Genomic DNA, 23954 nt, shown 5'->3' with positions numbered 1-23954 from the left:
AAGAAACTCGGAAATTCCTTTTGAATAGTCGCGACCTTTTGGTCGACGTGGTTGACTGTAATGCTATGAGCTTTTGAGAAAACCTCTTACAAGGTTTAGCCGCCAGTATTATAACGGCATAAGTCTAATTTGGCTAAATTTAGGCAACAAAAAAGGGGCATAAAGCCCCTTTTTAGACAAACTGCTATGCAGTCGCTGATTAGCGACGTAGGCCTAGACGTTTGATTAGGTCTTGGTAGCGAGCTAGGTTTTTACCTTTTAGGTAATCTAGAAGCTTACGACGACGAGAAACCATGCGTAGAAGACCACGACGGCTGTGGTGATCGCCTTTGTGCGCTTTGAAGTGACCTTGTAGGTGGTTGATAGAAGCTGTAAGTAGAGCTACTTGAACTTCTGGTGAACCAGTGTCGCCTTCGCCTTGTGCGTATTCTGCAACGATTGCTGCTTTAGTTTCTGCATTCAGAGACATAATTCTCTCCTAATAAGAGTAGGTTTAAAGTTGTAGCAGCCAATCTCTGATTCAGCCGCTACGCGAAGCGCGGATTATAGGGAAATTTCCTATCTCGTGCAATATAAAAATACCGACACTCAGGTCGGTATTTTCAATCATTTACTTGGATGCAACGTCATCTCGGAACACGACCAATCGCTTAGGAGCGATTTTGCCATCTTCGTTCATTTCGCCAACGCCAATAAACAAGCGTTCTTCACCCATAGTAAGGCGAAGTGAGCCCTCAGTCGGAGCACCAAATACTTGAACGGGCTGCCCATGTTGGACCATATTCGCCAGTTCAGGCACCAAGTTGACTTCTGGTAAGTCTTCTACCGCTGTATCCATTGGCAAAAGCAGTGGGTCCAGTAGTTCTCGAGGCGCTCGTTCCTCGCGGTGAGCTTGCTCTAGCAACTCATTTAGTTGCTCAAGTGTTACCATATTCTCGTAAGGGTATTTAGCAACACCAGTACGACGAAGCATAGTTACGTGCGCACCACAACCTAACATTTCGCCCAGATCATCAACGATAGTACGAATATAGGTACCTTTAGAGCAGTGCACTTCCATCTCTACTTCATCGCCTTCAAAACGGTGAAGAACAATCTCATATACCGTGATCTTACGAGATTCACGCGGAACTTCGATGCCTTTACGAGCGTATTCATACAAGGGTTTACCTTGATACTTCAACGCAGAGAACATGGAAGGCACTTGATCAGATTCACCACGGAACTGATCGATGCACGCTTCTAGCTTGTCTAACGTAACATCGACTGGACGCGTCTCTACAACTTCACCATCCGAGTCAGACGTATTGGTACGTTCACCCAGCTTTGCGATCACGCGGTAGCGTTTATCAGAATCAAGAAGAAACTGAGAAAATTTTGTCGCTTCACCCAAGCAAATTGGCAGCATGCCTGTCGCTAATGGGTCCAAGGCTCCAGTGTGGCCTGCTTTCTCTGCAAAGTAGATTCGCTTTACTTTTTGCAGTGCATCATTGGAAGAGATACCTGTTGGTTTGTCCAACAGTATAACGCCATTAATTGGACGACCTTTACGACGACGAGCCATTATTCTTCGTCCTCACGACCAGAATCTTTTTGCTTTTGTTTGTCTGAACTAACGACTTCAGACACTAGGTTAGACATACGCATACCTTCAACAAGCGTATTGTCATAGTGGAAGCGGATTTCTGGCGTTAAACGTAGACGAATACGCTTACCTAACATCATGCGAATGTGCACTTCGTGCTCACGTAGCGCTGCTAGACATGATTCAGGTGTTTGCTCACCCACACATAGGAAGGTCACAAATACTTTTGCGTAAGCTAGGTCACGAGAGACTTCTACGTCTGAGATCGTCACCATGCCAAGGCGAGAGTCACGAACTTCACGTTGAAGGATCATCGCTAGTTCTTTTTGCAGCTGCTGTGCAACGCGCTGCGTGCGGCTAAATTCTTTTGACATATCTTTACTCTTATATAGAAAGAATGGGGGGTTGGTCAAAGCCAGCCCCCCATGGTGTATTCAACAACCAATTACTACTTATCTTTCAAAGACAATATTAGTAATTTTAGTCAATTAGTCTAGAGTACGTTTAATTTCAACGATTTCGAAGACTTCAATTTGGTCACCAACGCGAACATCATTGTAGTTCTTAACGCCGATACCACATTCGTAGCCATTCTTAACTTCTTGAACGTCATCTTTGAAACGACGTAGTGACTCTAGTTCACCTTCGTAAATAACAACGTTATCACGTAGTACACGGATTGGGTTGTTACGCTTGATCACACCTTCTGTAACCATACAACCAGCGATAGCGCCCAGTTTCGGTGACTTAAACACGTCACGAACTTCAGCAAGACCAATGATCTCTTGCTTGAATTCTGGAGCAAGCATACCGCCCATTGCTTGTTTCACTTCATCAATCAATTGGTAAATGATTGAGTAGTAACGTAAGTCAACAGCTGCGGCTTCAACAGCACGGCGAGCAGAAGCATCTGCACGAACGTTAAAGCCAAGGATGATTGCGTTTGAAGCTTCCGCTAGTACTACGTCAGTTTCCGTAATACCACCTACACCAGAACCAACGATGTTCACTTTAACTTCGTCAGTAGATAGCTTAACTAGTGAGTCAGCGATTGCTTCTACAGAACCTTGAACGTCTGCTTTAAGTACAACGTTAAGTTCAGCAACTTCACCAGCAGTCATGTTAGAGAACATGTTCTCTAGTTTAGATTTCTGCTGACGAGCAAGTTTCACTTCACGGAACTTACCAGCACGGTAGTTAGCTACTTCACGCGCTTTACGCTCGTCACGAACTACTGTTGCTTCATCACCTGAAGATGGTACACCTGAAAGACCTAGGATCTCTACAGGGATAGATGGGCCAGCCGAAGTAATTTCTTTACCTAGCTCATCACGCATTGCACGAACACGGCCGTATTCTTGACCACAAAGAACGATGTCGCCTTTGTTTAGTGTACCTGATTGAACAAGTACTGTTGCAACTGGACCACGACCTTTATCTAGGCGAGATTCAACAACAACACCAGATGCCATGCCCTCAGCTACAGCTGTAAGTTCAAGAACTTCAGACTGAAGAAGGATTGCTTCTAGAAGACCATCGATGTTTGTACCCTGTTTAGCAGAGATGTGAACGAACATGTTCTCACCGCCCCACTCTTCAGGAATAACGTCGTATTGAGCAAGCTCGTTCTTAACGTTATCTGGGTTCGCGTCTTCTTTATCGATCTTGTTCACAGCAACAATTAGAGGAACGCCTGCCGCTTTCGCGTGCTGAATCGCTTCTACTGTTTGTGGCATTACGCCATCGTCTGCTGCAACTACAAGAACAACGATATCTGTCGCTTGAGCACCACGAGCACGCATTGCAGTAAACGCTGCGTGTCCAGGAGTATCAAGGAACGTGATCATGCCGTTGTCTGTTTCAACGTGGTACGCACCAATGTGCTGAGTAATACCACCCGCTTCGCCAGAAGCAACGTGTGTGCGACGGATGTAGTCAAGTGTTGACGTTTTACCGTGGTCAACGTGACCCATGATAGTAACAACTGGAGCACGTGGAACTGCTTCCGCGTTAGTGTCACGGTCAGATAGTACCGCTTCTTCCAGTTCGTTCTCTTTACGAAGAACTACTTTATGGCCCATTTCTTCAGCAACAAGTTGTGCTGTTTCTTGGTCGATCACTTGGTTGATAGTCGCCATAGCGCCCATCTTCATCATTACTTTGATAACTTCTGTCGCTTTAACCGACATCTTGTTAGCAAGTTCTGATAGAACGATCGTTTCGCCAATTACAACGTCTTGCTTAGCAACCGTTGCTGACTTATCAAACCCGTGCTGCATTGAAGTCGGCTTAGCAAGTTTGCCCTTACGACCTCTACCGCCACGTTGGTTGTTACGGCCACCGCGAGCTTGGTCGTCTTTACCCGAAGCTGCTTTTTTCTTCTTACGACGACCGCCTTCTACTTTGCGATCTGCTTCATCTTCGGCTTCACGTGCGTATTGTGAAGTCGTTACATGGTAATCTGTATCTTCCATATCACCCTTTTTCTCTTCTGCAGCAGACCAACGCTCTTTATTCTTTTCAGCCAATTCGCGAGCTTCTTCAAGCTTGCGCTGACTTTCCTCTTCAGCCTTACGCTTAGCTTCTTCTTCCTGACGACGTTTAAGCTCGTCGGCCTCTTTTCGCGCTGCTTCTTGCTTAATTTTCTCTTCAGCATCACGCTTTGCTTTTTCTTCAGCATTACGTTGTGCATTCGTATCTACGTCTCGCTTCGCTTTTTCTTCAGCTTCACGTTTCGCTTTTTCTTCCGCTTCACGTTTTGCAGCTTCTTCAGCTTCACGTTTCGCAGCTTCTTCAGCTTCACGTTTTGCAGCTTCTTCTGCTGCACGTTTTGCTGCTTCTTCTGCTTCACGTTGTGCTGCTTCTTCAGCTTCACGTTTCGCTTCATCTTCAATTGTGCTGCGCTTCACGTATGTACGTTTTTTGCGCACCTCAACCTGAACATTCTTACTCTTACCACCACCCGCGTTCACACTAAGTGTACTACGAGTTTTACGCTGAAGCGTAAGGCGAGTCGGCTCTGAATCACCTGATTTATCACCGTGTTCTTTCTTTAAATGAGAGAGAAGCTTCTGCTTCTCTTCATCAGTAACATTGTCAGAGCTCGCCTTTTTAATGCCAGCGTCAGCAAGTTGTTCAATCAAGCGGTCGACTGGCGTACCAATCTCATCACTCAGTGCTTTAACTGTTAATTGTGTCATGCCGCTTCCTCCTTGCCGAAAATTATGCTTCTTCGCCGAACCAACAGATGTTACGTGCGGCCATAATTAGCTCACCTGCACGTTCTTCGGTCAGGCCTTCGATACCTTCTAAATCGTCAATACCTTGGTCAGCAAGATCTTCCAGTGTCGCTACACCTTTCGCTGCCAATTTAAATGCCATCTCACGCTCAAGACCTTCAAGTGCAAGTAGGTCCTCAGCTGGTTCTAGACCTTCAAAAGACTCTTCTTGTGCTAGTGCGATCGTCGTTAGTGCATCTTTTGCACGTCCACGAAGCTCTTCGATTAGTTCTTCATTCAAACCATCGATTTCTAGTAGCTCGTTAACTGGCACGTATGCGATTTCTTCTAGCGTTGAGAAACCTTCTTCAACAAGAAGTTGAGCGAAGTCTTCTTCAATATCTAGGTACTTCATGAAGTTTTCAATAGATGCTTGTGATTCTTCAGCGTGTTTCTTCTGAAGATCAGCAACTGTCATAACATTCAGTTCCCAACCTGTTAGTTGAGATGCTAGACGCACGTTTTGACCGTTACGACCGATAGCTTGCGCTAGGTTGTCAGCTTCAACTGCGATGTCCATTGAGTGTGCATCCTCATCAACGATGATAGAAGCAACATCAGCTGGCGCCATTGCGTTGATAACGAATTGAGCTGGGTTATCATCCCAAAGCACAATATCGATACGCTCCCCACCAAGTTCGCCAGAAACAGCTTGTACACGTGCACCACGCATACCAACACACGCACCTACAGGGTCGATACGTTTGTCATTTGTTTTGACAGCGATCTTAGCGCGAGAACCAGGATCACGTGCCGCGCCTTTCAACTCGATAATATCTTCTGCGATTTCAGGCACTTCAACACGGAACAGTTCTGCCAACATTTCTGGCTTAGAACGAGTGATGAACAATTGGAAACCACGTGCTTCAGGCGCGACTTTGTAAAGAAGGCCACGTACACGGTCGCCTGGACGGAAGTTTTCACGAGGAAGTTGGTCATCACGCAGGATTACCGCTTCAGCGTTATTACCAAGATCAAGCACGATTGTGTCACGGTTTACTTTTTTCACGACACCAGTGATTAGATCACCTTCATTGTCGATGAACTGTTCAACGATTTGTGCGCGCTCAGCTTCACGAACTTTTTGTACGATAACTTGCTTAGCAGTTTGAGTCGTAATACGGTCAAACGTTACTGATTCGATTTCGTCTTCTACGTAGTCGCCAAGCTCGATTGAGTCATCTTCGTATTGCGCTGCTTCTAGTGAGATCTCTTTTGTAGGGTTCTCAACGTCATCAACAACTAACCAACGGCGGTAAGTTACAAACTCACCGGTTTTACGGTCAATGGCAACACGTACGTCGATTTCGATTTCGTATTTTTTCTTTGTAGAAGTTGCTAGAGCAATCTCAAGAGCCTCAAAGATACGCTCACGAGGTACCGCTTTTTCGTTCGATACCGCTTCTGCTACCGCTAAAATTTCTTTACTCATTGTATTTAGCCTCTAAGCTTAAACTTTTTTAGGGAACTAAAATTTAGGGATCAGGTTAGCTTTGGAAATGTTACTTAGAGCAAACTCTTCTTGCTGACCGTCTACAGTAATTGTCACTGTTTCGCCATCAACACCGTGGATAATACCTTTCCACTTACGACGGTTTGCTACAGCCATTTTCAATACGATGCTGACCTCGTGACCAATAAATTGCTCGTAATGTGCTGCTTTAAAAAGTGGTCTTTCTAAACCTGGAGAAGACACTTCTAGGCTGTAAGCAACAGAAATTGGATCTTCAACGTCTAAAACTGCACTAACTTGGTGGCTAACTTCTGCACAGTCGTCTACGTTAATACCATTTTCATGGTCAATGTAGATACGTAACGTTGAGTGCGCGCCTGCACGAATGAATTCTAATCCAACTAACTCATAACCTGATGCCGCTACTGGCGCGTCAAGCATTTCAGTAAGTTGTCTTTCTAAACCAGTCATTTAACCACTCCAGAAACAAAAAAAGGGCTCAGAGCCCAATCAAAAAACCAAGCAGTATCTGAGCTATTTCAAAAAGCTCAGATAACAAAAAACCCCGATAGTCGGGGTTTTATGCTGCTGGACCCTGATACGTTAAGAATAGCCAACAATTGCTTTTCTTAACTCGTAGTGTGGTTAGCACTACGCAAACTTGCCAATCTACGATTTCCTTTTAAAGAAAGAGATTGGTTGCGGGGGCCGGATTTGAACCGACGACCTTCGGGTTATGAGCCCGACGAGCTACCAAGCTGCTCCACCCCGCGTCCGACTTGCTGAGCATTATACTCGCAAACAAGTGATTTACAAGTTTGTAAATACATGGTGCCGAGAGAGGGACTCGAACCCTCACACCTAAGGCACTAGCACCTCATGCTAGCGTGTCTACCAATTTCACCATCTCGGCATCAAAACCTTACAGCTTATTGAGGAATTTCATCACCCGCTGGGGCAGGAACTTCACTCGCTGCATCCTTAACTTGTTCAACAACTGGTTGACCTAACGTTGGGTCTACCCATTGTGATTCAGTCTGGTGCGTAGACATACGACCAAGTAACAAGCTAACGATAAAGAATACGGTTGCTAAAATAGCAGTTGTTCGGGTTAAGAAATTACCTGAGCCGCCAGCACCAAACACTGTGTTTGAAGCACCAGCACCGAACGAGGCTCCCATATCTGCGCCTTTACCTTGTTGAATCAACACAAGGCCAATCACACCAAGCGCTGCCAACAGGTAAATCACAAGTAGAACTGAAAACATTTTTTCCACCTATGTTCCAAATTGTTGAGCCAGCGCCGTTCAAAAGAATAAATCATTATGAACAAGGCTAGCGACCTCCTAACGGGAGGCGGAGCAATACTAGCGAAAGCCAGTAACGCTGACAAGGGAAAATTAGTAAAAAATCAATGCCAATGCGTTAAGCGCTCAAAAAAAGGGCAAAAGATGCCCTTTTCATTCAAGACATGCTTTAACGCAATGATTAACAACTTGCTTTAACAGCCTCAGCGATTTTCAATGCTGAGTGTTGAACTAGTTCACCATCTTCGCCTTCCACCATAACGCGGATCAAAGGCTCAGTGCCAGACTTACGCAGCAGTACACGCCCTTTATCACCAAGTGTCGCCTCTACTTCAGCGACAGCGTTTAATACAGCTGTAGCTTCAAGAGGGTTACTTTCTCCTGAGAAACGGACATTTTCTAAAACCTGAGGATATAGTGTCATTCCTTGCGATAGTTCATATAAAGACATATCGCTGCCAATTACAGAAGCAAGTACTTGAAGTGCAGCAACAATCGCATCGCCGGTTGTGACTTTATCTAATAAGATCACATGGCCTGAGTTTTCAGCACCAATTTTCCAACCTTTTTCTAGCAGTTGCTCCATGACATAACGGTCACCAACAGCGGCACGTACAAACGGAATGCCTAGCTGCTTTAAACCATTTTCCATACCCAAGTTAGTCATTAGTGTACCAACAACACCACCCTTTAGCTCACCACGACGAAGAGCATCACGAGCGATGATATAAGCAATTTGGTCACCATCAACTTTGTTACCTAGGTGATCGACCATAATGATGCGGTCACCATCACCATCAAATGCGAGACCAAGGTGCGCTTGCTCTTCAACAACACGCTGTTGAAGTGCTCGTACGTCTGTTGCGCCCACTTTTTCATTAATGTTGATGCCGTTAGGCTCTACGCCCATAGCGATAACTTCTGCCCCAAGTTCTTTGAAAACATTTGGAGCGATGTGGTACGTTGCACCGTGCGCACAGTCTACTACGATCTTAAAGTTCGCAAGGCTCAACTCAGATGGGAAAGTACTCTTACAGAATTCGATGTAACGACCAGCTGCATCATTTAGGCGGGTTGCTTTACCAAGCTCAGCAGACTCCACACATTCAATTTCTTTATCTAACTCAGCTTCGATCGCCAATTCGATATCGTCAGGTAGCTTAGTACCCTCAGAAGAAAAGAATTTAATGCCGTTGTCGTAATATGGGTTATGTGATGCAGAAATCACAATACCAGCCTCGGCACGGAAAGTCTGAGTTAAATATGCCACAGCTGGAGTTGGCATGGGACCAGTAAATGTTGCTTTAAGTCCCGCAGCTGCAAGGCCAGCCTCTAGTGCAGATTCAAGCATATAACCTGAAATACGTGTATCTTTACCTATGATAACTTTCTTTGTGCCTTGTTTCGCTAGTACACGACCAGCAGCCCAGCCAAGCTTAAGTACGAAGTCTGGAGTGATTGGGTATTGTCCTACTTTACCGCGCACACCGTCAGTACCAAAGTAACGTCTTTCATTCGACATAAACTTTCCTTTATTATTTTTAAATATTGTTTTTCGTCATCTCAACAACTTTCATCGCTTCGATTGTCTCTTCAAAGTCATGCACGCGAATGATCTGCGCGCCTTTCATCGCGGCAATCGTAGCACAAACGACACTTGCGTTCGTACACTCAGCCGCTGGCTTGTCTAACAGTTTGAAGATCATGGATTTACGAGACATGCCAGCCAAAATAGGCAGGCCGAATTCATGAAACTTTTCAAGATGAGCAAGCATATGATAATTGTGTTCGATTGTTTTGCCAAAGCCAAACCCAGGATCGAGAATCAGTTGAGATTTATCAATCCCTGCTGCTTCACACGCCGCGATACGTTCTTCTAGAAAAGCCGACACGTCCCCCATTAAATCATCATAATGAGGGTCAACTTGCATGGTCCTAGGCTGACCTTTCATATGCATCAGACAAATTGGAAGGTTTGCTTCTGCTGCGACTTCCAGAGCACCTGGCTCTTGCAGCGAGCGGATGTCATTGATCAAATCAGCCCCAGCATCAATTGCTTGACGCATCACTTCTGCTTTACTGGTGTCAACGGAAATCCATACATCATATTTTTCACGAATGGCTTTGATTACTGGGACAACACGCCTAAGCTCTTCTTCCAAAGACACATCCGGTGCACCAGGTCTTGTTGATTCACCACCAACATCAACAATACTTACACCAGCCTTTATCATTTTATCAACTTGAGCAAGAGCAAGTTCAATTGAGTTGTATTTACCGCCATCCGAAAAGGAATCCGGTGTCACATTTAGAATGGCCATGACATGTGGACGCGAAAGGTCCAAAGATTTGTTATTTGCTGTAATCATCATCATAAACACAAAAACCCCGAGATAACTCGGGGTTTAATATTATCGATACTCTTTATTCAGAGTCTTTCTTTTCAGGCGCTTCGTTAGAAGTTGTTTCAGAAGAGCTAGGCTGTTCTGCATCTTTCGCAGTCTCCGTTGCTTCTTCTTTAACTTCTTGCTTTGCTTGAGGCTTGTCGCTGTCTTCTGGTTTGCTTGCTGAGTTATCACTCCAGCCCGCAGGCTCACGAATTTCAGCTTTGCGCTCCATTAAGTCATCAATCTGGCGAGCATCAATGGTTTCATACTTCATCAGCGCATCTTTCATCGCATGCATGATATCCATGTTCTCTTGAAGAATCTTCTTCGCACGATCGTAGTTGCGGTCAATGATCTGACGAACTTCGTCATCAATCAACTTCGCTGTATCGTCAGACACATGTTTAGTCTGAGTTACACTACGCCCTAAGAACACTTCGCCTTCATCTTCTGCATACAGCAGAGGGCCAAGCTTTTCAGAGAAACCCCATTGAGTAACCATCTTACGAGCAATATCTGTTGCGCGCTCGATATCATTAGAAGCACCGGTTGATACTTTGTCAGCACCGTAGATAAGTTCTTCTGCTAAACGACCACCGTACAAGCTAGAAATCATTGATTCTAGGTGTTGGCGAGACATACTCACGCGGTCCTGCTCTGGAAGGTACATTGTTACACCCAACGCACGACCACGTGGAATGATAGACACTTTGTACACTGGATCGTGTTCAGGAACCAAGCGACCAACAATCGCGTGACCCGCTTCGTGGTATGCGGTTGACTCTTTCACTTCCTCAGACATCACCATTGAACGGCGCTCAGCACCCATCATGATTTTGTCTTTCGCCAGTTCAAACTCAACCATAGAAACGTTGCGCTTGTTACCGCGCGCAGCAAACAGGGCTGCTTCGTTAACTAAGTTTGCTAGGTCAGCACCAGAGAAGCCTGGAGTACCACGTGCGATGAGAGAAGGCTCTACATCACCCGCTAGAGGGACCTTACGCATGTGAACTTTTAGGATCTGTTCACGGCCACGTACATCTGGAAGACCAACTACCACTTGACGGTCAAAACGACCAGGACGCAGTAGCGCAGGGTCTAGCACGTCCGGACGGTTAGTCGCAGCGATAACGATAATACCTTCGTTACCTTCGAAACCATCCATCTCAACGAGCATTTGGTTTAGTGTTTGTTCACGTTCATCATGACCACCACCAACACCTGCGCCACGTTGACGACCTACCGCATCGATCTCATCGATAAAGATGATACAAGGTGCAGCTTTCTTTGCTTGTTCAAACATGTCACGCACACGAGATGCACCAACACCAACGAACATTTCTACGAAATCAGAACCAGAGATAGTAAAGAATGGTACTTTCGCCTCACCGGCAATGGCTTTCGCTAGAAGCGTTTTACCCGTACCAGGAGGACCAACCATTAGAACACCCGTTGGAATCTTACCGCCCAGTTTTTGGAAGCGGCTTGGATCGCGTAGGTAGTCCACCAGTTCTTTCACGTCTTCTTTTGCTTCGTCACAACCAGCAACGTCAGCAAAAGTTGTCTTGATTTGTTCTTCGCTCATCATTCGAGCTTTACTCTTACCAAAAGACATGGCGCCTTTACCACCGCCGCCTTGCATTTGACGCATGAAGAAAATCCATACACCAATCAGTAAGATCATTGGGAACCAAGAGATGAAGATAGTACCAAGCAAGCTTTGCTCTTCTGGAGGCGTGCCTTGTACTTTCACGTTTTGGTTAATTAGGTCATCTAGAAGCTTTTGGTCATACACTGGCATGTAAGTGACCATTTTGGCACCGCCGCCACGACGAACAAAGCTAATTTCACCGTCTTTAAAAGTTGCTTCTTGAATCTGGCCTTGGCCAACTTCCTGTACAAACGTGGTGTAATCCACGGTTCTGCCATTGCTTTCTCCAGGGCCAAAGCTCTGGAATACCGACATCAATACGACGGCGATAACAAGCCACAGAATTAAATTTTTTGCCATGTCACTCAAGGTGTAAGCCTCTCGATAACTAATTGTAATTAAAGGTAGGGTACTACAGTTCATTAACTGTAGCTATAGTGTTAACACGCTCTCAAGAGAGCAAAATGGTTAACCTTTGTAACCAGTGGCTACGACGAAGACCTCTCGAGAGCGAGCTCGCGATGAGTCTGGTTTTCTAATTTTTACGGCTTTAAACATGTCTCGGACTTCTTTCACATACTGATCGAAGCCTTCCCCTTGGAAAACCTTTACGACAAAGCTACCATTAGGCGCTAGAACTTGTCGACACATATCTAAAGCTAATTCAACTAAATACATAGCGCGAGGTTGATCAACAGAATTGTTTCCCGCGATGTTAGGCGCCATATCAGACATTACTACGTCTACCATGGAAGGTTGGATCCTTTCTAGCAAAGCTTCCAATACCGCATCATCACGAAAGTCGCCTTGTAAAAAGCTAACGCCAGCAATCGGGTCCATAGGAAGCAAGTCACACGCGATGATCTGACCGCTGTCCCCTACTATCTTAGCAGCATATTGAGACCATCCGCCCGGCGCAGCCCCCAAGTCGACGACTGTCATTCCAGGCTTTAACAATTTATCTTTCGTTTGAATCTCATCGATCTTGAAATAAGCACGTGAACGGTAGCCTTTTTTTCGGGCTTCATTCGCGTATTTATCATCAAAGTGTTCTTTCAACCAACGACCAGAACTAGCCGAATGTTTTTGTTTACTCATTTTAATCCCAACAAGGCACAAATTGGAGCTATTGTTTTAATAGGCGCTACCTATTACTCAATAAATTATAGTCTTCAGCAATAGATGGCGTTAAAATAGCTTTTTTCAACCCTTATTTTAAAGAAAATTGGCCGCGTAATGAACCTAAGCACCAAACAAAAGCAGCACCTTAAAGGCCTAGCTCACAGTTTAAAACCTGTTGTGCTAATGGGCGCAAATGGACTTACAGAAGCCGTGCTAGCAGAAATTGAAATCGCTCTTAACCATCACGAACTTATCAAAGTAAAAGTTGCTTCGGAAGATCGTGAAACAAAACAGCTAATCATCGACGCTATCGTACGTGAGACGGGCGCTGAAAAAGTTCAGACTATTGGTAAAGTGCTTGTGCTATACCGCCAGTCTGAAGAGCGTAAAATCGAAATCCCTCGTAAGTAACTCTACTTACGTTGCTGAAGAAAAAAGGTCGCCTGAGGCGACCTTTTTGCGTTTTATCAGAGTAATAATGCAACTCCAAACGACTTAGATATATTCTACTCGGTCAATTTCGAAGTCTTTCGCGCCACCCGGAGTTTGAATAGCAACTTCATCGCCTTCCATCTTACCAATCAGGCCACGAGCAATAGGTGAGCTCACTGAAATGCGACCTGCTTTGATATCGGCTTCGTCATCACCAACGATTTGGTACGTTTTTTCTTCTTCGGTGTCGATATCAATCAAGGTTACGGTTGAACCAAAAATAACTTTACCCGTGTTCTCCATCTTCGTTACATCAATAACTTGAGCAACTGACAGTTTGTATTCAATGTCACGGATTTGTGCTTCACAAATGCCCTGCTCTTCACGAGCGGCGTGATATTCAGCATTCTCTTTTAAATCACCTAGCTCACGAGCTTCAGCAATTGCCTCTGAGATCTGAGGACGTAGTTTAAGTAGACGATCGAGTTCTGCACGTAGCTTTTGCTCGCCACGTAGTGTCATTGGAACTTTTTCCATTTTATAACCTCAAGCCCAAATGGGTCTTTGGACAAAAAAAGCCCACCCTGTCATAGGACTGGGTAGTGCGCTTAAAGATGTATTTCGTTTAGTGTAAACAAACTCCCGGACGAAATCATCTTAATTCGAAAGACAGCAAGACTATGCCTTTTCGGCATAATGATATAACTCACTTTTAGAGCGGCTCTAGGGCGAATCACCTTCTCAATTTATTGAAAAACAACACTGTTCATTACACCAAAAACCTCAAAAAAGATAAAAACTAATCAATGTCAGGCCAATGTCATTGCCAATAATTTCAATCAAAAACAGTAATTTAAATAAAAACAACGCACAATTGAACAGTGTTCATCATTGGGATTTATATCATTTTACTAACTCATACGGAAACTTTAGCAGTAAAACATGTCCAGCGAGTTGTTAGATCAATGGCTTACAAGTGCGAACTATATCGCTCAATTAGCCAATTTTGGACCAACAACTTGTGAGAGATCACCTCTCCCCCATACAACAATGATTATGGACAGCTAACTAGGACAAATAAGATGAAAAAGACTCTAATTGCTCTTTCTGTATCTGCAGCAGCTATGGCAACTGGCGTAAACGCAGCTGAACTTTACAACCAAGACGGTACTTCTCTAGAAATGGGCGGCCGTGCTGAAGCACGTCTATCTATGAAAGATGGCGACGCTCAAGACAAATCTCGCATCCGTCTAAACTTCCTTGGTAAACAAGAAATCAATGACAACCTATACGGTGTTGGTTTCTGGGAAGGTGAATTTGAGACTGCTCAAAACGGTACTGTAGACGGCGACGACAAGAGCGATCTAGAAACTCGTCTTGCTTACGCTGGTCTTGGCGGTGCTTACGGTGAGTTCGCATACGGTAAAACTGAAGGTGCACTAGGCGTTATCACTGACTTCACAGATATCATGGCTTACCACGGTAACTCTGCAGCAGACAAACTAGCTGTATCAGACCGTACAGACAACATGATGGCTTACAAAGGCCAGTTTGAAAACCTAAGCGTAAAAGCAAGCTACCGCTTCGCTGATCGTATGGAAAACAAAAACACTGGTGAGTACTACGACAACAAACAAGACGGTTACTCTCTATCTGCAATCTACGCTCTAGCTGACACTGGTCTTGAGCTAGGTGCTGGTTACGCAGATCAAGACAAAGCTAACGAGTACATGCTAGCTGCATCTTACACAATGTCTGATCTTTACTTCGCTGGTGTATTCACTGACGGCGAGAAAATGGAAGATTCAAACAACAGTAACACAGTTGATTACACTGGTTACGAGCTAGCGGGTGCTTACACTCTAGGCCAAACAGTATTTACAACATCATACAACAATGCAGAAACTAACAACGAAACTTCTGCAAACAACTTCGCTGTTGATGCTTCTTACTACTTCAAGCCTAACTTCCGTGGTTACATTTCTTACAACTTCAACCTGATTGATGCAGGTGACAAGTTTGGTTCAACTGACACTAGCAAAACAGTTGCAACTAAGATCGATGCTGAAGACGAGCTAGCTCTAGGTCTACGTTACGACTTCTAATTCCGGTCTTTGACTAGAATATCGAATGCCCGCTTTAAGCGGGCATTTTTTATACTTCATTTTAAGCAGCGCGCCTTTCTCTCGTGTCTCATTCATGAAGACATTTGAAGCATTTCTTTAGTTACCTAGCATATTGAAAGGACTTGCGTATACTCAATCACATAACTCACCTTAGAAAGTACCATTATGCGTTTACGTTGGCCCTTGCTCATATTCTCTTCATTACTTTCTGCTTTTTCACAAGCGTACCCTCATCAAGAGGTGTTGCCTGAAGGCGCCCGCATCAGTTTAGTTGCGGAAAAACTCAGTGAAAATGCTGAGCTTGACGGTGTTCATCCTACCGAACAACTGTTCCCACCAGCGAGTACATTAAAAATCGTCACCGCATTAGCCGCAAAGCTAGAACTGGGTGATAATTTCCGGTTTCGAACCAAGCTGGAAACGTCGAACTCAGATGCAGTGATTTACTTTGTCGGCGACCCAACACTCCAAACCAACGACTTAAAATCACTTCTCACTCTAGCTAAGAAAAATGGCTTAAAACGGATTAACGGTGACCTATGGCTCGATAACAGCGCATTCACTGGTTATAACCGTGCGGTGGGCTGGCCGTGGGATATCTTGGGAGTTTGCTACAGCGCTCCGGCATCGACCATCACACTCAATAACAACTGTGTACAAGCCTCTATCTATACACAAAAAGATGGTGGAACGCGGGTCTACGTACCAGAGCATCAACCTATTCGTGTCACAAGTACCGTAGAAACAGTTTCTAAAACCATTAAGAAAAGTCGTCATTGTGACTTAGGTTTAGTTGCAAATCCCGATAACAACTACAAGCTAACAGGGTGCTTGGTTGAAAGAGACAAACCATTGCCACTGAAATTTGCGGTTCAAGACCCTGAGCGTTACACCAGTCAAAGGTTGGCGACTTTGCTCAAGGAGCTCAACATTGGGGTATCAGGAAAGATTAGGGTCGGTACGGCGCCAGAAAAGCAGCGAAAGCTCATCGCAATGCATCAATCAAAGGCCTTACCAGACATTCTTGAAGATATGCTCAAAAACTCTGACAACTTGATTGCCGACACATTAACCAAAACACTTGGCGCTAAATTTTTCGTTCAGCCAGGCAGTTTTACTAACGGGACAGAAGCGATCAAGCAGATCATTTTCGCCAACACTGGTATTGATATTCGTAATGCGCGCCTAGAAGACGGCTCAGGACTTTCGCGAAATAACCGGATCTCCGCGACCAAGATGGCTGAAATGCTGCGCTATATTTGGAAGCATGAAAACGAACTCAAATTGATTGCCATCATGCCGAAATCAGGTGAATCCGGCACATTAAAGTACCGACAAAGTATGCGAAAACTTCCAATTAAAGGACAGCTGATAGCGAAAAGTGGCTCTATCTACGGGACTTACAATATGGCTGGATATGGCTTGGATAAAAATGGTCAACCTAACACCATTTTTGTTCAGTTTGTTTCAGACTACTTCCCAGAAAAACGGGACGACAACACTCCTGTCATCGCCCCGATTACACATTTTGAGCAGCTTTTTTACAATGACATTGTGAACTTTAGTCAGGCAATACCTAAGAAATAGTTCACCACGTTAAAGTAAATCCACATTCCTGAAATATCGACGATAGACGCAAGAACTGGACTCACCAATACGGCAGGGTCCAACTTGCAAGCTCGTGCAATAATTGGCAACAGCCCGCCCAATGTTGTAGAAATGGTGACTTGAATGAACAGCGCAACTGCTATTGCCAGAGCGATATCGGTCAGTTCAAAGCCTCCTGTTGATTGTCCTGCACTAAATAACATAATGCGTCCAATCATCACGATAGCGATTGCTAGCGCAATAAATAGAGCGACTCGGCTCTCTTTCCACAAAACTTCTAACCATTGGCGTTTTTTTAACTCTCCAGTAGCAAGAGCACGAATCACCAAAGTTGCTGCTTGTGTTCCTGTGTTACCACCAGCAGCTGCAATCACTGGCATGTACACTGCAAGTAAAACAAGCTGACTAAGGGTGTCCTCATACTGAGCGATGATCAAGCCTGACACTATCCCTAAAAGAGCCAGCGCAATGATCCATCCAATACGCTGTTTTACATGCCCTAAAACACTAGTTGATAAATAACCATCGGGTGTATCAACTTCAGACATATGCAGACCCAGTTGGTGAGCATAATGACGTGCGCGTTTGTCATGACCTGCTTGCTCAAGTTGAGCAATAAGACTATTCACATAGCCGACAGAGCAATGCTGTAAAATACCTACAGCCTCATCAATCGGCATAACCGTAAGCAAATGGACTTGTTGCTCTTGCTCATACTGCAAGAATGCATTGCGAGCTGCACCAATTTCTACTTCAGAAAAGTTTGGTGTTGTTTCAATAAAAGTGTTGTTCATTACCGTCATGGCGAATCTCCCGATTGGCATTGGTAACGACCATCGACAAAGCATGAAAAAGCCACTCTCGCACGCTAAAAGTCAGACAACAAATAAGATGCACAGAGAAAACCAATGCGAATGCACTGTCTATTCAGAATGTATGAAGGAAATAACGAGAAAAAATTAGAAAAGATGCCTCACCACTTAGGTAAGGCGGAGATCGCCAATACCGAAGCGGGTTATTTCGCTCCCTTAATCTTACTCACCCAACGACTGGGAGGATGGTCGGTATTGTTCATGTAAATCTCCGATAGCGCTGCCATTATTGGCAGCGCAAGTATAGTAGCAAAGTTCATCAGGTATGGAAGTTTTACTTTGCCGTTTTTGCTAAATTTTCATACAAAAAAAGCGCCCTTCGGACGCTTTCATTTGCAGTCATTATGGATTACTGAATAGTAATACGAGCAAATTTACGTTTACCTACTTGGAACACGTAAGTACCCGCTTCTGGAGCAAATTTGCTGTCCGCAATTTTTTCACCATCAATCTTCACAGCGCCCTGCTTAACCATGCGCATCGCATCTGACGATGATGGACATAAACCTGCTTCTTTCAACAGATTACTCACTGGGCGACCTGCGTCAAAGTCAAACTCTGGCATTTCATCAGGAATTTGGTTCTTCGCAAAACGGTTTACGAATTCTTGCTCTGCTGCATCGGCATCGGCTTCACTGTGGAAACGAGCAATAATTTCTTTTGCTAGCAATACTTTGATGTCACGAGGGTTTTTGCCCGCTTCTACATCAGCTTTGAATTGAGCAATCTCTTCCAGAGGACGGAAAGAGAGCAGCTCGTAGTAGCTCCACATTAGGTCATCAGAAATAGACATGATTTTACCAAACATTTCGCTTGGCGCTTCGCTGATACCGATGTAGTTGTTTGCTGACTTAGACATCTTCTTCTCGCCATCAAGGCCCACTAGAAGCGGCATCATCAGTACAACCTGAGGTTTTTGACCGTGAGACTTTTGCAGTTCACGACCCATTAGAAGGTTGAACTTCTGGTCTGTACCACCTAATTCAACATCCGTTTCCATTGCTACTGAGTCCCAGCCTTGTAGAAGTGGGTACATGAACTCATGAATAGCAATTGGCTGACCACCCGCGTAACGCTTTTTAAAGTCGTCACGCTCTAGCATACGAGCAACGGTTTGGTTTGCCGCAAGGCGAATCATACCTTCTGCGCCCAGTTCAGACAGCCACTCAGAGTTAAACTGAATTTTAGTCTTTGCAGGATCGAGAATTTTGAACACTTGCTCTTTGTACGTTTCAGCGTTACGCAATACGTCTTCGCGACTTAGCGGTGGACGAGTTGTGTTTTTACCTGTTGGGTCACCAACCATTGCAGTGAAGTCACCGATTAGGAACGTCACTTCATGACCTAGTTCTTGGAACAAGCGAAGCTTATTGAAAATAACCGTATGGCCTAGGTGAATGTCAGGTGCTGTTGGATCAGCGCCCAATTTAATACGTAGAGGACGGTCTTCTTTTAGTTTTGCGATTAACTCTTCTTCTGGAATCAGCTCTTCAACACCGCGCTTAATCTCGGCTAGTGCAGCTTCAATGCTCGCCATTCTTGTTCACTCCCACAGATTTGGCAAAAATATAATAGCTGAACATATTACTTGAATAGCGATGCATTTTGAAACACGTTAGACTAGGTAGTTGTCACTTTTTCCGTTTAATTTAGCAATCAAGTACCTCATGCATTCGATTTTTGTCCGACTTCCACTCTTGCACAAAGTATTGATCGGTTTTTTTAGTGCGTTGATTATCTTCGCGCTCTTCTTTTTACCTGATCCGCAAGACCTAGACCCGCAGCAGAGCCGATTAAAAGTTGGTCAACATTATCCTGTGCCAGTTTCCCTCGAACTCAGTGCACTAAATAGTTCATCGCCTGCGGTTCCCGCCGTGCTGCGCTGGGAGACATACAAGGTAAAAAATGGCGAGAGTGCTGCCATCTTATTTAGTCGCGTAGGGCTTTCTGCTCGTCTATTACATGAACTGGTGTCATCAGACAAAGAAGTAGAAAAACAGTTAACTCGGCTTCGACCTGGTGACCGATTGCAATTTGGCTTTGACGAAAATAACGACTTGGTGCAGCTAAGAAGGACACTAAGCGCGTTCGAGACTTTTCGTATCACATTAAAAGACGGCAAGTACGTTTCTGAAGTTGATAAGAAAGAAGTCGACTTCCAGTACAACTACGCAGAAGCCACCATCAAATCAAACTTTTGGAATGCAGGAATATCTTCTGGATTAAATGGTAACCAAATCATGGAACTGGCTGGCATATTTGGTTGGGACATCGACTTTGCTTTAGATATTCGTAAAAACGATAGCTTCCGAGTACTTTACCAAGAGGAAGTGGTAGAAGGAGAAGTAATCGGCCGTGGAAAAATCATTGCTGCGATCTTTAAAAACCAAGGCGATACCTTTACCGCAATATTGGATCAGAAAAGTGGCAAGTATTACGACGAAAATGGGCGTGCAATGAAAAAAGCATTCTTACGCGCGCCGTTGGATTTCCGTCGAGTTTCGTCTAACTTCAACCCACGCCGCTTACATCCAGTGACGGGACGCGTTCGTCCTCATAGAGGCACGGACTATGCAGCACCAGTGGGCACCCCGATTTGGGCGGCTGGTGATGGTGTCGTTCAAAAATCGTCTTACAACAAATTTAATGGTAACTACGTTTTCATTAAACATAGTAATACTTACATTACCAAGTACCTGCACTTAACCAAACGTACTGTACGAGCTGGTCAACGCGTTAAGCAAGGCCAAACCATTGGTACGCTTGGCGGAACTGGCCGTGTAACAGGCCCCCACTTGCACTATGAGTTCCTTGTGAATGGTGTCCATAAAAACCCACGCACGGTGAATTTGCCACAATCTAAATCCCTGACAGGCAAAGCGAGACAAACTTTCATGGCAAACGCGAAAGTTAGCATGGACAAGCTTGAACGCTACAGCAAACTGTTAGCAATGAAGTAAGGCAAGGTATTGAAAAGGGCAGCTTCGCTGCCCTTTTTGTTTTGTCGATATCATCACGATAAAGCTTACTGTTCAGAGTGATGCTCTCTCCCGAGCATAAGCAAACACGGTGTCAGAACTAACGTTAGCAAAGTCGCAAATGCCAAACCACCCGCGACAGCGGTCGCAAGCTGAGACCACCATTGAGTGCTTGGTGCGCCAAACTCCACTTTCTGATTAACTAAGTCGATGTTCATTTCTAACACCATTGGCAATAAGCCTAATATGGTGGTCACCGTCGTGAGTAAAACGGGTCTTAAACGCTGCACACCCGTACGCAAAATAGCCTCAGATTTTTCTAAGCCACGTTTACGCATCTGATTATAAGTATCGATTAAAACAATATTGTTGTTTACCACGATACCAGCCAACGCAATCACTCCAATTCCCGACATAATGATGCCAAATGGCTTTTGGAAAATAAGTAACCCAGCGAAGACACCAACGGTAGAAAACAGCACTGCACTAAGGATTAAGAAAGCTTGATAAAAGCTATTAAACTGCGTAATTAAAATCAAAGCCATCACACCAAGCGCGACAATAAAAGCATTTTGCAAGAATGCTGATGAGTTTTCCTGCTCTTCATTTTGACCCCGAATCTTATATTCAATGCCTTCTGGTAAGTCGAGCTGTTCCATTCCAGCGGCAATCTTAGGTAACTCAAGCGCCAAATTGTAACCTTCCACCATATCCGCTTTAATATTGATAACTCGATGACCGTCGACCCGACGAATAGTGTCTTGCTTATGATCTGGTTTGATTTGAGCAAAATTCGTAATCGGAACCAGACCAGCTGCCGTTTTCACTCTCAGTTGATCAAATCGACCTATGTCGCGCTTATCTTGCGGATAGCGCACCAAAATATCGACTTCTTCATCCGCATCATCGGGCAAATAATCGCCTATTTTCAAGCCGTTCGTAACAAACTGGACGGTATTCCCGACTAAAGTAGCATCCGCTGCAAAGCGAGAGGCGTCATCTCGCTGGATATCAATTTGCCAATCAATCCCTTCCTTATTAGTGGTATCACTCAAGTTGGTCAGTGCAGGATTACCATCAGCCCAATGTCGTACTTTTTTGGCTGCTTCATCTAACGCACTAACACTCAAATTTCGTGATGACACTTCAATCACGAGATCATGCTCGACAGGCGGTCCTGCGTCCGGGAATTTATACTCAAGTTCAACACCATAAAAGCGGTCTGTCGTCTCTTTTAGTTCCTCAATAATGGTTTTCACTTTGCGTCGATACTGCCAATCCACAGGCGTTATTTGAATCTGGCCAATCTCGTCCCCATTATCGCTCGATCCTGTGCGCGTGTAGACACTTTCAAACTCGTCATGACCGAGCATCACCTTCTCGATTTCGCGCATAACAACATCTTTTTCGTGAATAGACAGGTCACCATAAGAACGAACTTTAACGGTAAAAAAGGCAGGGTCCACCTCAGGGAAAAACTCTGCACCCAAGCCAGCTTTGTTGTAAGTGAAGCCGACACCTGCCGCTAGCAGTATCGCGCTGAGTAAGACTTTCCATGGATGACGAATCGCTACCGACAGAGTCTGGTAATAAAGCTTGGTAATGCCTGTCGCTTTTTCAAAGTTGCCGTTATGCAGCTCCACCATTTCTCGCTGAGCTTTCTGATTGACTACTTGAGGCTTGCCAATGATCCCACCGATGACAGGAACGAACAATAAAGCCATCATCAGCGAAGCGGCCAAGGTAGCAATTAAAGTAAGTGGTAAGTACTTCATGAACTCACCAGTGATGTCTGGCCAGAAAAGTAACGGAGCAAACGCAGCCAATGTGGTTGCTGTGGATGCGGTAATAGGCCAGGCCATTCGCTTTGCTGCATCTCGATAGGCTTCTTTACGTGGCGTTCCTTCTTGCATGCGCCGATCTGCAAACTCTGTCACCACAATGGCACCATCCACCAACATGCCTACCGCCATAATTAAAGCAAACAGTACGACGATATTGACCGTCAGCCCAAATACCGATAACACCAACAACCCAGTCAAGAACGATCCTGGAATAGAAATCCCCACGAGAAGCGCGGTCCTAACCCCCAATATGGCAATAATGACGATAACTACGAGGATAATTGCGGATAAGATATTGTTTTGTAGATCACTGAGCATCAATTTGACATCGTCGGATTGATCCCAAGTATATTTAACTTGCAAATTGTCGGGCCACTCGGCGCGCTTCTGTCCCAGAGCCAGTACTTCTTTTACCAGCTCAACCGTTTCAATGATGTTTTCCCCTGCCCGTTTTTTTACGTCCAAAACGATGGCAGATTCGCCATCTAAACGAGCAAAACTTTCAGGATCGCGAAATGCACGTCGTACTGTCGCCACATCGCCAAAAGTGATCACCTCTTTGCCATTCACCTTGATCGGTAGTTCAAGCACATCTTTCAGTGAATCAAAAACCGATGGGACTTCTACCGAAAAGCGTCCATACCCAGTATCGACAAACCCCGCAGCCACAACTCGGTTATTCAAGGCAATTAAATTATAGATGTCCGCTTGATCGAGACCGTAGCTTTCCATCAATAGCGGATCGACAACTATCTCCACGATGTCTTCGCGATCTCCTGCGATTTCAACCTCAAGAACCTGACGGAAACTTTCCAAACGATCACGTAACGTTCTGGCAATCTGAACAATGGTTCGCTCTGGTACGGTGCCATAGAGCACAACGGTCAAAACAGGCTCTTCAGATGCAAACGTGACTTCGTTTACCGTCGGCTCATCACTGTCCTCTGGTAACTTTGGCTTCGCAAGATCAACTGCATCACGCACATCTGCCATCGCTTTATCAAGATCCACTCCGACACTAAATTCCAGCGTCACCGAAGCATGACCTTCTGATGCCACAGAGGTCATCTCTTTTACGCCTTCAATTGAACGCAGCTCTTGCTCTATTGGACGAACCAATAAACGCTCGGCATCGACAGGAGAAATGCCTTGATGCCCAACAGAAACGTAGATAATAGGAATGGTAATATCAGGGCTCGATTCCTTGGGGATTGTGACGTAAGTAATGACACCTGCAATTAATATCATCACCAACAATGTCAGCATAGTGCGAGCACGAGATAACGCAGCATCAATCAGAGTGTACATAGG

19 protein-coding genes and 2 tRNA genes are annotated in these 23954 nt (G+C 44.8%); 4 read left to right on the top strand and 17 right to left on the bottom strand.

The annotated features are described in order from the left end of the window. Nucleotides 1-199: 199 nt before the first annotated feature. The 13 genes from rpsO to rlmE all read right to left on the bottom strand — a co-directional run bounded on the left by rpsO (nucleotide 200) and on the right by rlmE (nucleotide 12759). Entirely contained in the window at nucleotides 200-469 is a 270-nt protein-coding gene (gene rpsO, locus R7127_RS04075) for a 30S ribosomal protein S15 (RefSeq protein WP_005380094.1), read from the bottom strand. A gap of 141 nt (nucleotides 470-610) precedes the next feature. Continuing rightward, nucleotides 611-1564 (bottom strand): tRNA pseudouridine(55) synthase TruB, encoded by a 954-nt coding sequence (gene truB, locus R7127_RS04070; RefSeq protein WP_005380088.1) that lies wholly within the window; start codon nucleotides 1562-1564, stop codon nucleotides 611-613. Continuing rightward, nucleotides 1564-1959: a 30S ribosome-binding factor RbfA gene (rbfA, locus tag R7127_RS04065; protein ID WP_005380087.1), complete on the bottom strand. Its 396-nt coding sequence runs from the start codon at nucleotides 1957-1959 to the stop codon at nucleotides 1564-1566. Before rbfA ends, truB begins: the two co-directional genes overlap by 1 nt. A 114-nt stretch (nucleotides 1960-2073) precedes the next feature. Then, nucleotides 2074-4785 carry a translation initiation factor IF-2 gene (gene infB / locus R7127_RS04060; RefSeq protein WP_005380086.1) on the bottom strand — a complete coding sequence of 904 codons (2712 nt, stop codon included), beginning with the start codon at nucleotides 4783-4785 and terminating at the stop codon, nucleotides 2074-2076. 22 nt (nucleotides 4786-4807) lie between these two features. Then, a complete protein-coding gene (gene nusA, locus R7127_RS04055; RefSeq protein WP_005380084.1) occupies nucleotides 4808-6295 on the bottom strand; it encodes a transcription termination factor NusA in 1488 nt (495 codons plus the stop codon). Nucleotides 6296-6331: 36 nt separating this feature from the next. Then, a complete protein-coding gene (rimP, locus tag R7127_RS04050) occupies nucleotides 6332-6787 on the bottom strand; it encodes a ribosome maturation factor RimP (RefSeq protein ID WP_005386424.1) in 456 nt (151 codons plus the stop codon). Nucleotides 6788-7012: 225 nt separating this feature from the next. After that, a tRNA-Met gene (locus tag R7127_RS04045) sits at nucleotides 7013-7089 on the bottom strand. Nucleotides 7090-7145: 56 nt separating this feature from the next. After that, nucleotides 7146-7229: transfer RNA gene (locus R7127_RS04040), tRNA-Leu, on the bottom strand. A 16-nt stretch (nucleotides 7230-7245) separates the two neighbouring features. Beyond that, nucleotides 7246-7584 (bottom strand): preprotein translocase subunit SecG, encoded by a 339-nt coding sequence (gene secG, locus R7127_RS04035; protein ID WP_005380080.1) that lies wholly within the window; start codon nucleotides 7582-7584, stop codon nucleotides 7246-7248. 220 nt (nucleotides 7585-7804) lie between these two features. After that, nucleotides 7805-9145: a phosphoglucosamine mutase gene (glmM, locus tag R7127_RS04030; protein WP_005388992.1), complete on the bottom strand. Its 1341-nt coding sequence runs from the start codon at nucleotides 9143-9145 to the stop codon at nucleotides 7805-7807. 19 nt (nucleotides 9146-9164) lie between these two features. Continuing rightward, nucleotides 9165-9995 carry a dihydropteroate synthase gene (gene folP, locus R7127_RS04025; RefSeq protein WP_017820419.1) on the bottom strand — a complete coding sequence of 277 codons (831 nt, stop codon included), beginning with the start codon at nucleotides 9993-9995 and terminating at the stop codon, nucleotides 9165-9167. A gap of 52 nt (nucleotides 9996-10047) precedes the next feature. Continuing rightward, nucleotides 10048-12021, bottom strand: a complete 1974-nt coding sequence (gene ftsH, locus R7127_RS04020) for an ATP-dependent zinc metalloprotease FtsH (protein ID WP_017635895.1) — start codon at nucleotides 12019-12021, stop codon at nucleotides 10048-10050. Between the two features lie 108 nt (nucleotides 12022-12129). After that, complete coding sequence (gene rlmE, locus R7127_RS04015; protein ID WP_005388985.1) at nucleotides 12130-12759, bottom strand: 23S rRNA (uridine(2552)-2'-O)-methyltransferase RlmE; 630 nt, start codon at nucleotides 12757-12759, stop codon at nucleotides 12130-12132. 138 nt (nucleotides 12760-12897) lie between these two features. On the opposite strand from rlmE, the gene yhbY reads away from it, so the two are divergent. Continuing rightward, nucleotides 12898-13194, top strand: a complete 297-nt coding sequence (gene yhbY, locus R7127_RS04010) for a ribosome assembly RNA-binding protein YhbY (RefSeq protein WP_005380066.1) — start codon at nucleotides 12898-12900, stop codon at nucleotides 13192-13194. 84 nt (nucleotides 13195-13278) lie between these two features. Here the strand turns inward: yhbY and greA are convergent, their stop codons facing one another. After that, on the bottom strand, nucleotides 13279-13752 hold the full coding sequence (gene greA, locus R7127_RS04005) for a transcription elongation factor GreA (RefSeq protein ID WP_005380065.1): 474 nt from the start codon (nucleotides 13750-13752) through the stop codon (nucleotides 13279-13281). 545 nt (nucleotides 13753-14297) lie between these two features. Between greA and R7127_RS04000 the strand changes: the two genes are divergently transcribed. Both R7127_RS04000 and dacB read left to right on the top strand, forming a co-directional pair. Continuing rightward, nucleotides 14298-15320: a porin gene (locus tag R7127_RS04000; protein ID WP_005380064.1), complete on the top strand. Its 1023-nt coding sequence runs from the start codon at nucleotides 14298-14300 to the stop codon at nucleotides 15318-15320. Between the two features lie 186 nt (nucleotides 15321-15506). Continuing rightward, a complete protein-coding gene (gene dacB, locus R7127_RS03995) occupies nucleotides 15507-16928 on the top strand; it encodes a serine-type D-Ala-D-Ala carboxypeptidase (protein WP_017820417.1) in 1422 nt (473 codons plus the stop codon). Here the strand turns inward: dacB and R7127_RS03990 are convergent. Then, nucleotides 16907-17752, bottom strand: coding sequence for a magnesium transporter (locus R7127_RS03990; RefSeq protein WP_005380062.1), 846 nt, complete (start codon nucleotides 17750-17752; stop codon nucleotides 16907-16909). The genes dacB and R7127_RS03990 overlap by 22 nt on opposite strands. A 418-nt stretch (nucleotides 17753-18170) precedes the next feature. Further along, a complete protein-coding gene (gene tyrS, locus R7127_RS03985; RefSeq protein ID WP_017820416.1) occupies nucleotides 18171-19358 on the bottom strand; it encodes a tyrosine--tRNA ligase in 1188 nt (395 codons plus the stop codon). Nucleotides 19359-19488: 130 nt separating this feature from the next. Here tyrS and R7127_RS03980 point away from each other — a divergent pair, with 130 nt between their 5' ends. Further along, nucleotides 19489-20781, top strand: a complete 1293-nt coding sequence (locus tag R7127_RS03980) for a peptidoglycan DD-metalloendopeptidase family protein (protein ID WP_033905576.1) — start codon at nucleotides 19489-19491, stop codon at nucleotides 20779-20781. 65 nt (nucleotides 20782-20846) lie between these two features. Here R7127_RS03980 and vmeK read toward each other — a convergent pair whose 3' ends face one another. Next, a complete protein-coding gene (gene vmeK / locus R7127_RS03975; RefSeq protein ID WP_318148298.1) occupies nucleotides 20847-23951 on the bottom strand; it encodes a multidrug efflux RND transporter permease subunit VmeK in 3105 nt (1034 codons plus the stop codon). Nucleotides 23952-23954: the final 3 nt, after the last annotated feature.

The sequence above is a fragment of the Vibrio sp. 1159 genome (assembly GCF_033340395.1).
In the GTDB taxonomy this organism is placed as follows: domain Bacteria; phylum Pseudomonadota; class Gammaproteobacteria; order Enterobacterales; family Vibrionaceae; genus Vibrio; species Vibrio alginolyticus.
Note: the sequence above shows the minus strand (reverse complement) of the source record. Positions and strands in the feature narration are given on the sequence as shown.

Coding starts and splice junctions, on each gene's coding strand:
- rpsO (WP_005380094.1), bottom strand. CDS start 469: ATGTCTCTGAATGCAGAAACTAAAGCAGCAATCGTTGCAGAATACGCA.
- truB (WP_005380088.1), bottom strand. CDS start 1,564: ATGGCTCGTCGTCGTAAAGGTCGTCCAATTAATGGCGTTATACTGTTG.
- rbfA (WP_005380087.1), bottom strand. CDS start 1,959: ATGTCAAAAGAATTTAGCCGCACGCAGCGCGTTGCACAGCAGCTGCAA.
- infB (WP_005380086.1), bottom strand. CDS start 4,785: ATGACACAATTAACAGTTAAAGCACTGAGTGATGAGATTGGTACGCCA.
- nusA (WP_005380084.1), bottom strand. CDS start 6,295: ATGAGTAAAGAAATTTTAGCGGTAGCAGAAGCGGTATCGAACGAAAAA.
- rimP (WP_005386424.1), bottom strand. CDS start 6,787: ATGACTGGTTTAGAAAGACAACTTACTGAAATGCTTGACGCGCCAGTA.
- secG (WP_005380080.1), bottom strand. CDS start 7,584: ATGTTTTCAGTTCTACTTGTGATTTACCTGTTGGCAGCGCTTGGTGTG.
- glmM (WP_005388992.1), bottom strand. CDS start 9,145: ATGTCGAATGAAAGACGTTACTTTGGTACTGACGGTGTGCGCGGTAAA.
- folP (WP_017820419.1), bottom strand. CDS start 9,995: ATGATGATTACAGCAAATAACAAATCTTTGGACCTTTCGCGTCCACAT.
- ftsH (WP_017635895.1), bottom strand. CDS start 12,021: ATGGCAAAAAATTTAATTCTGTGGCTTGTTATCGCCGTCGTATTGATG.
- rlmE (WP_005388985.1), bottom strand. CDS start 12,759: ATGAGTAAACAAAAACATTCGGCTAGTTCTGGTCGTTGGTTGAAAGAA.
- yhbY (WP_005380066.1), top strand. CDS start 12,898: ATGAACCTAAGCACCAAACAAAAGCAGCACCTTAAAGGCCTAGCTCAC.
- greA (WP_005380065.1), bottom strand. CDS start 13,752: ATGGAAAAAGTTCCAATGACACTACGTGGCGAGCAAAAGCTACGTGCA.
- R7127_RS04000 (WP_005380064.1), top strand. CDS start 14,298: ATGAAAAAGACTCTAATTGCTCTTTCTGTATCTGCAGCAGCTATGGCA.
- dacB (WP_017820417.1), top strand. CDS start 15,507: ATGCGTTTACGTTGGCCCTTGCTCATATTCTCTTCATTACTTTCTGCT.
- R7127_RS03990 (WP_005380062.1), bottom strand. CDS start 17,752: ATGACGGTAATGAACAACACTTTTATTGAAACAACACCAAACTTTTCT.
- tyrS (WP_017820416.1), bottom strand. CDS start 19,358: ATGGCGAGCATTGAAGCTGCACTAGCCGAGATTAAGCGCGGTGTTGAA.
- R7127_RS03980 (WP_033905576.1), top strand. CDS start 19,489: ATGCATTCGATTTTTGTCCGACTTCCACTCTTGCACAAAGTATTGATC.
- vmeK (WP_318148298.1), bottom strand. CDS start 23,951: ATGTACACTCTGATTGATGCTGCGTTATCTCGTGCTCGCACTATGCTG.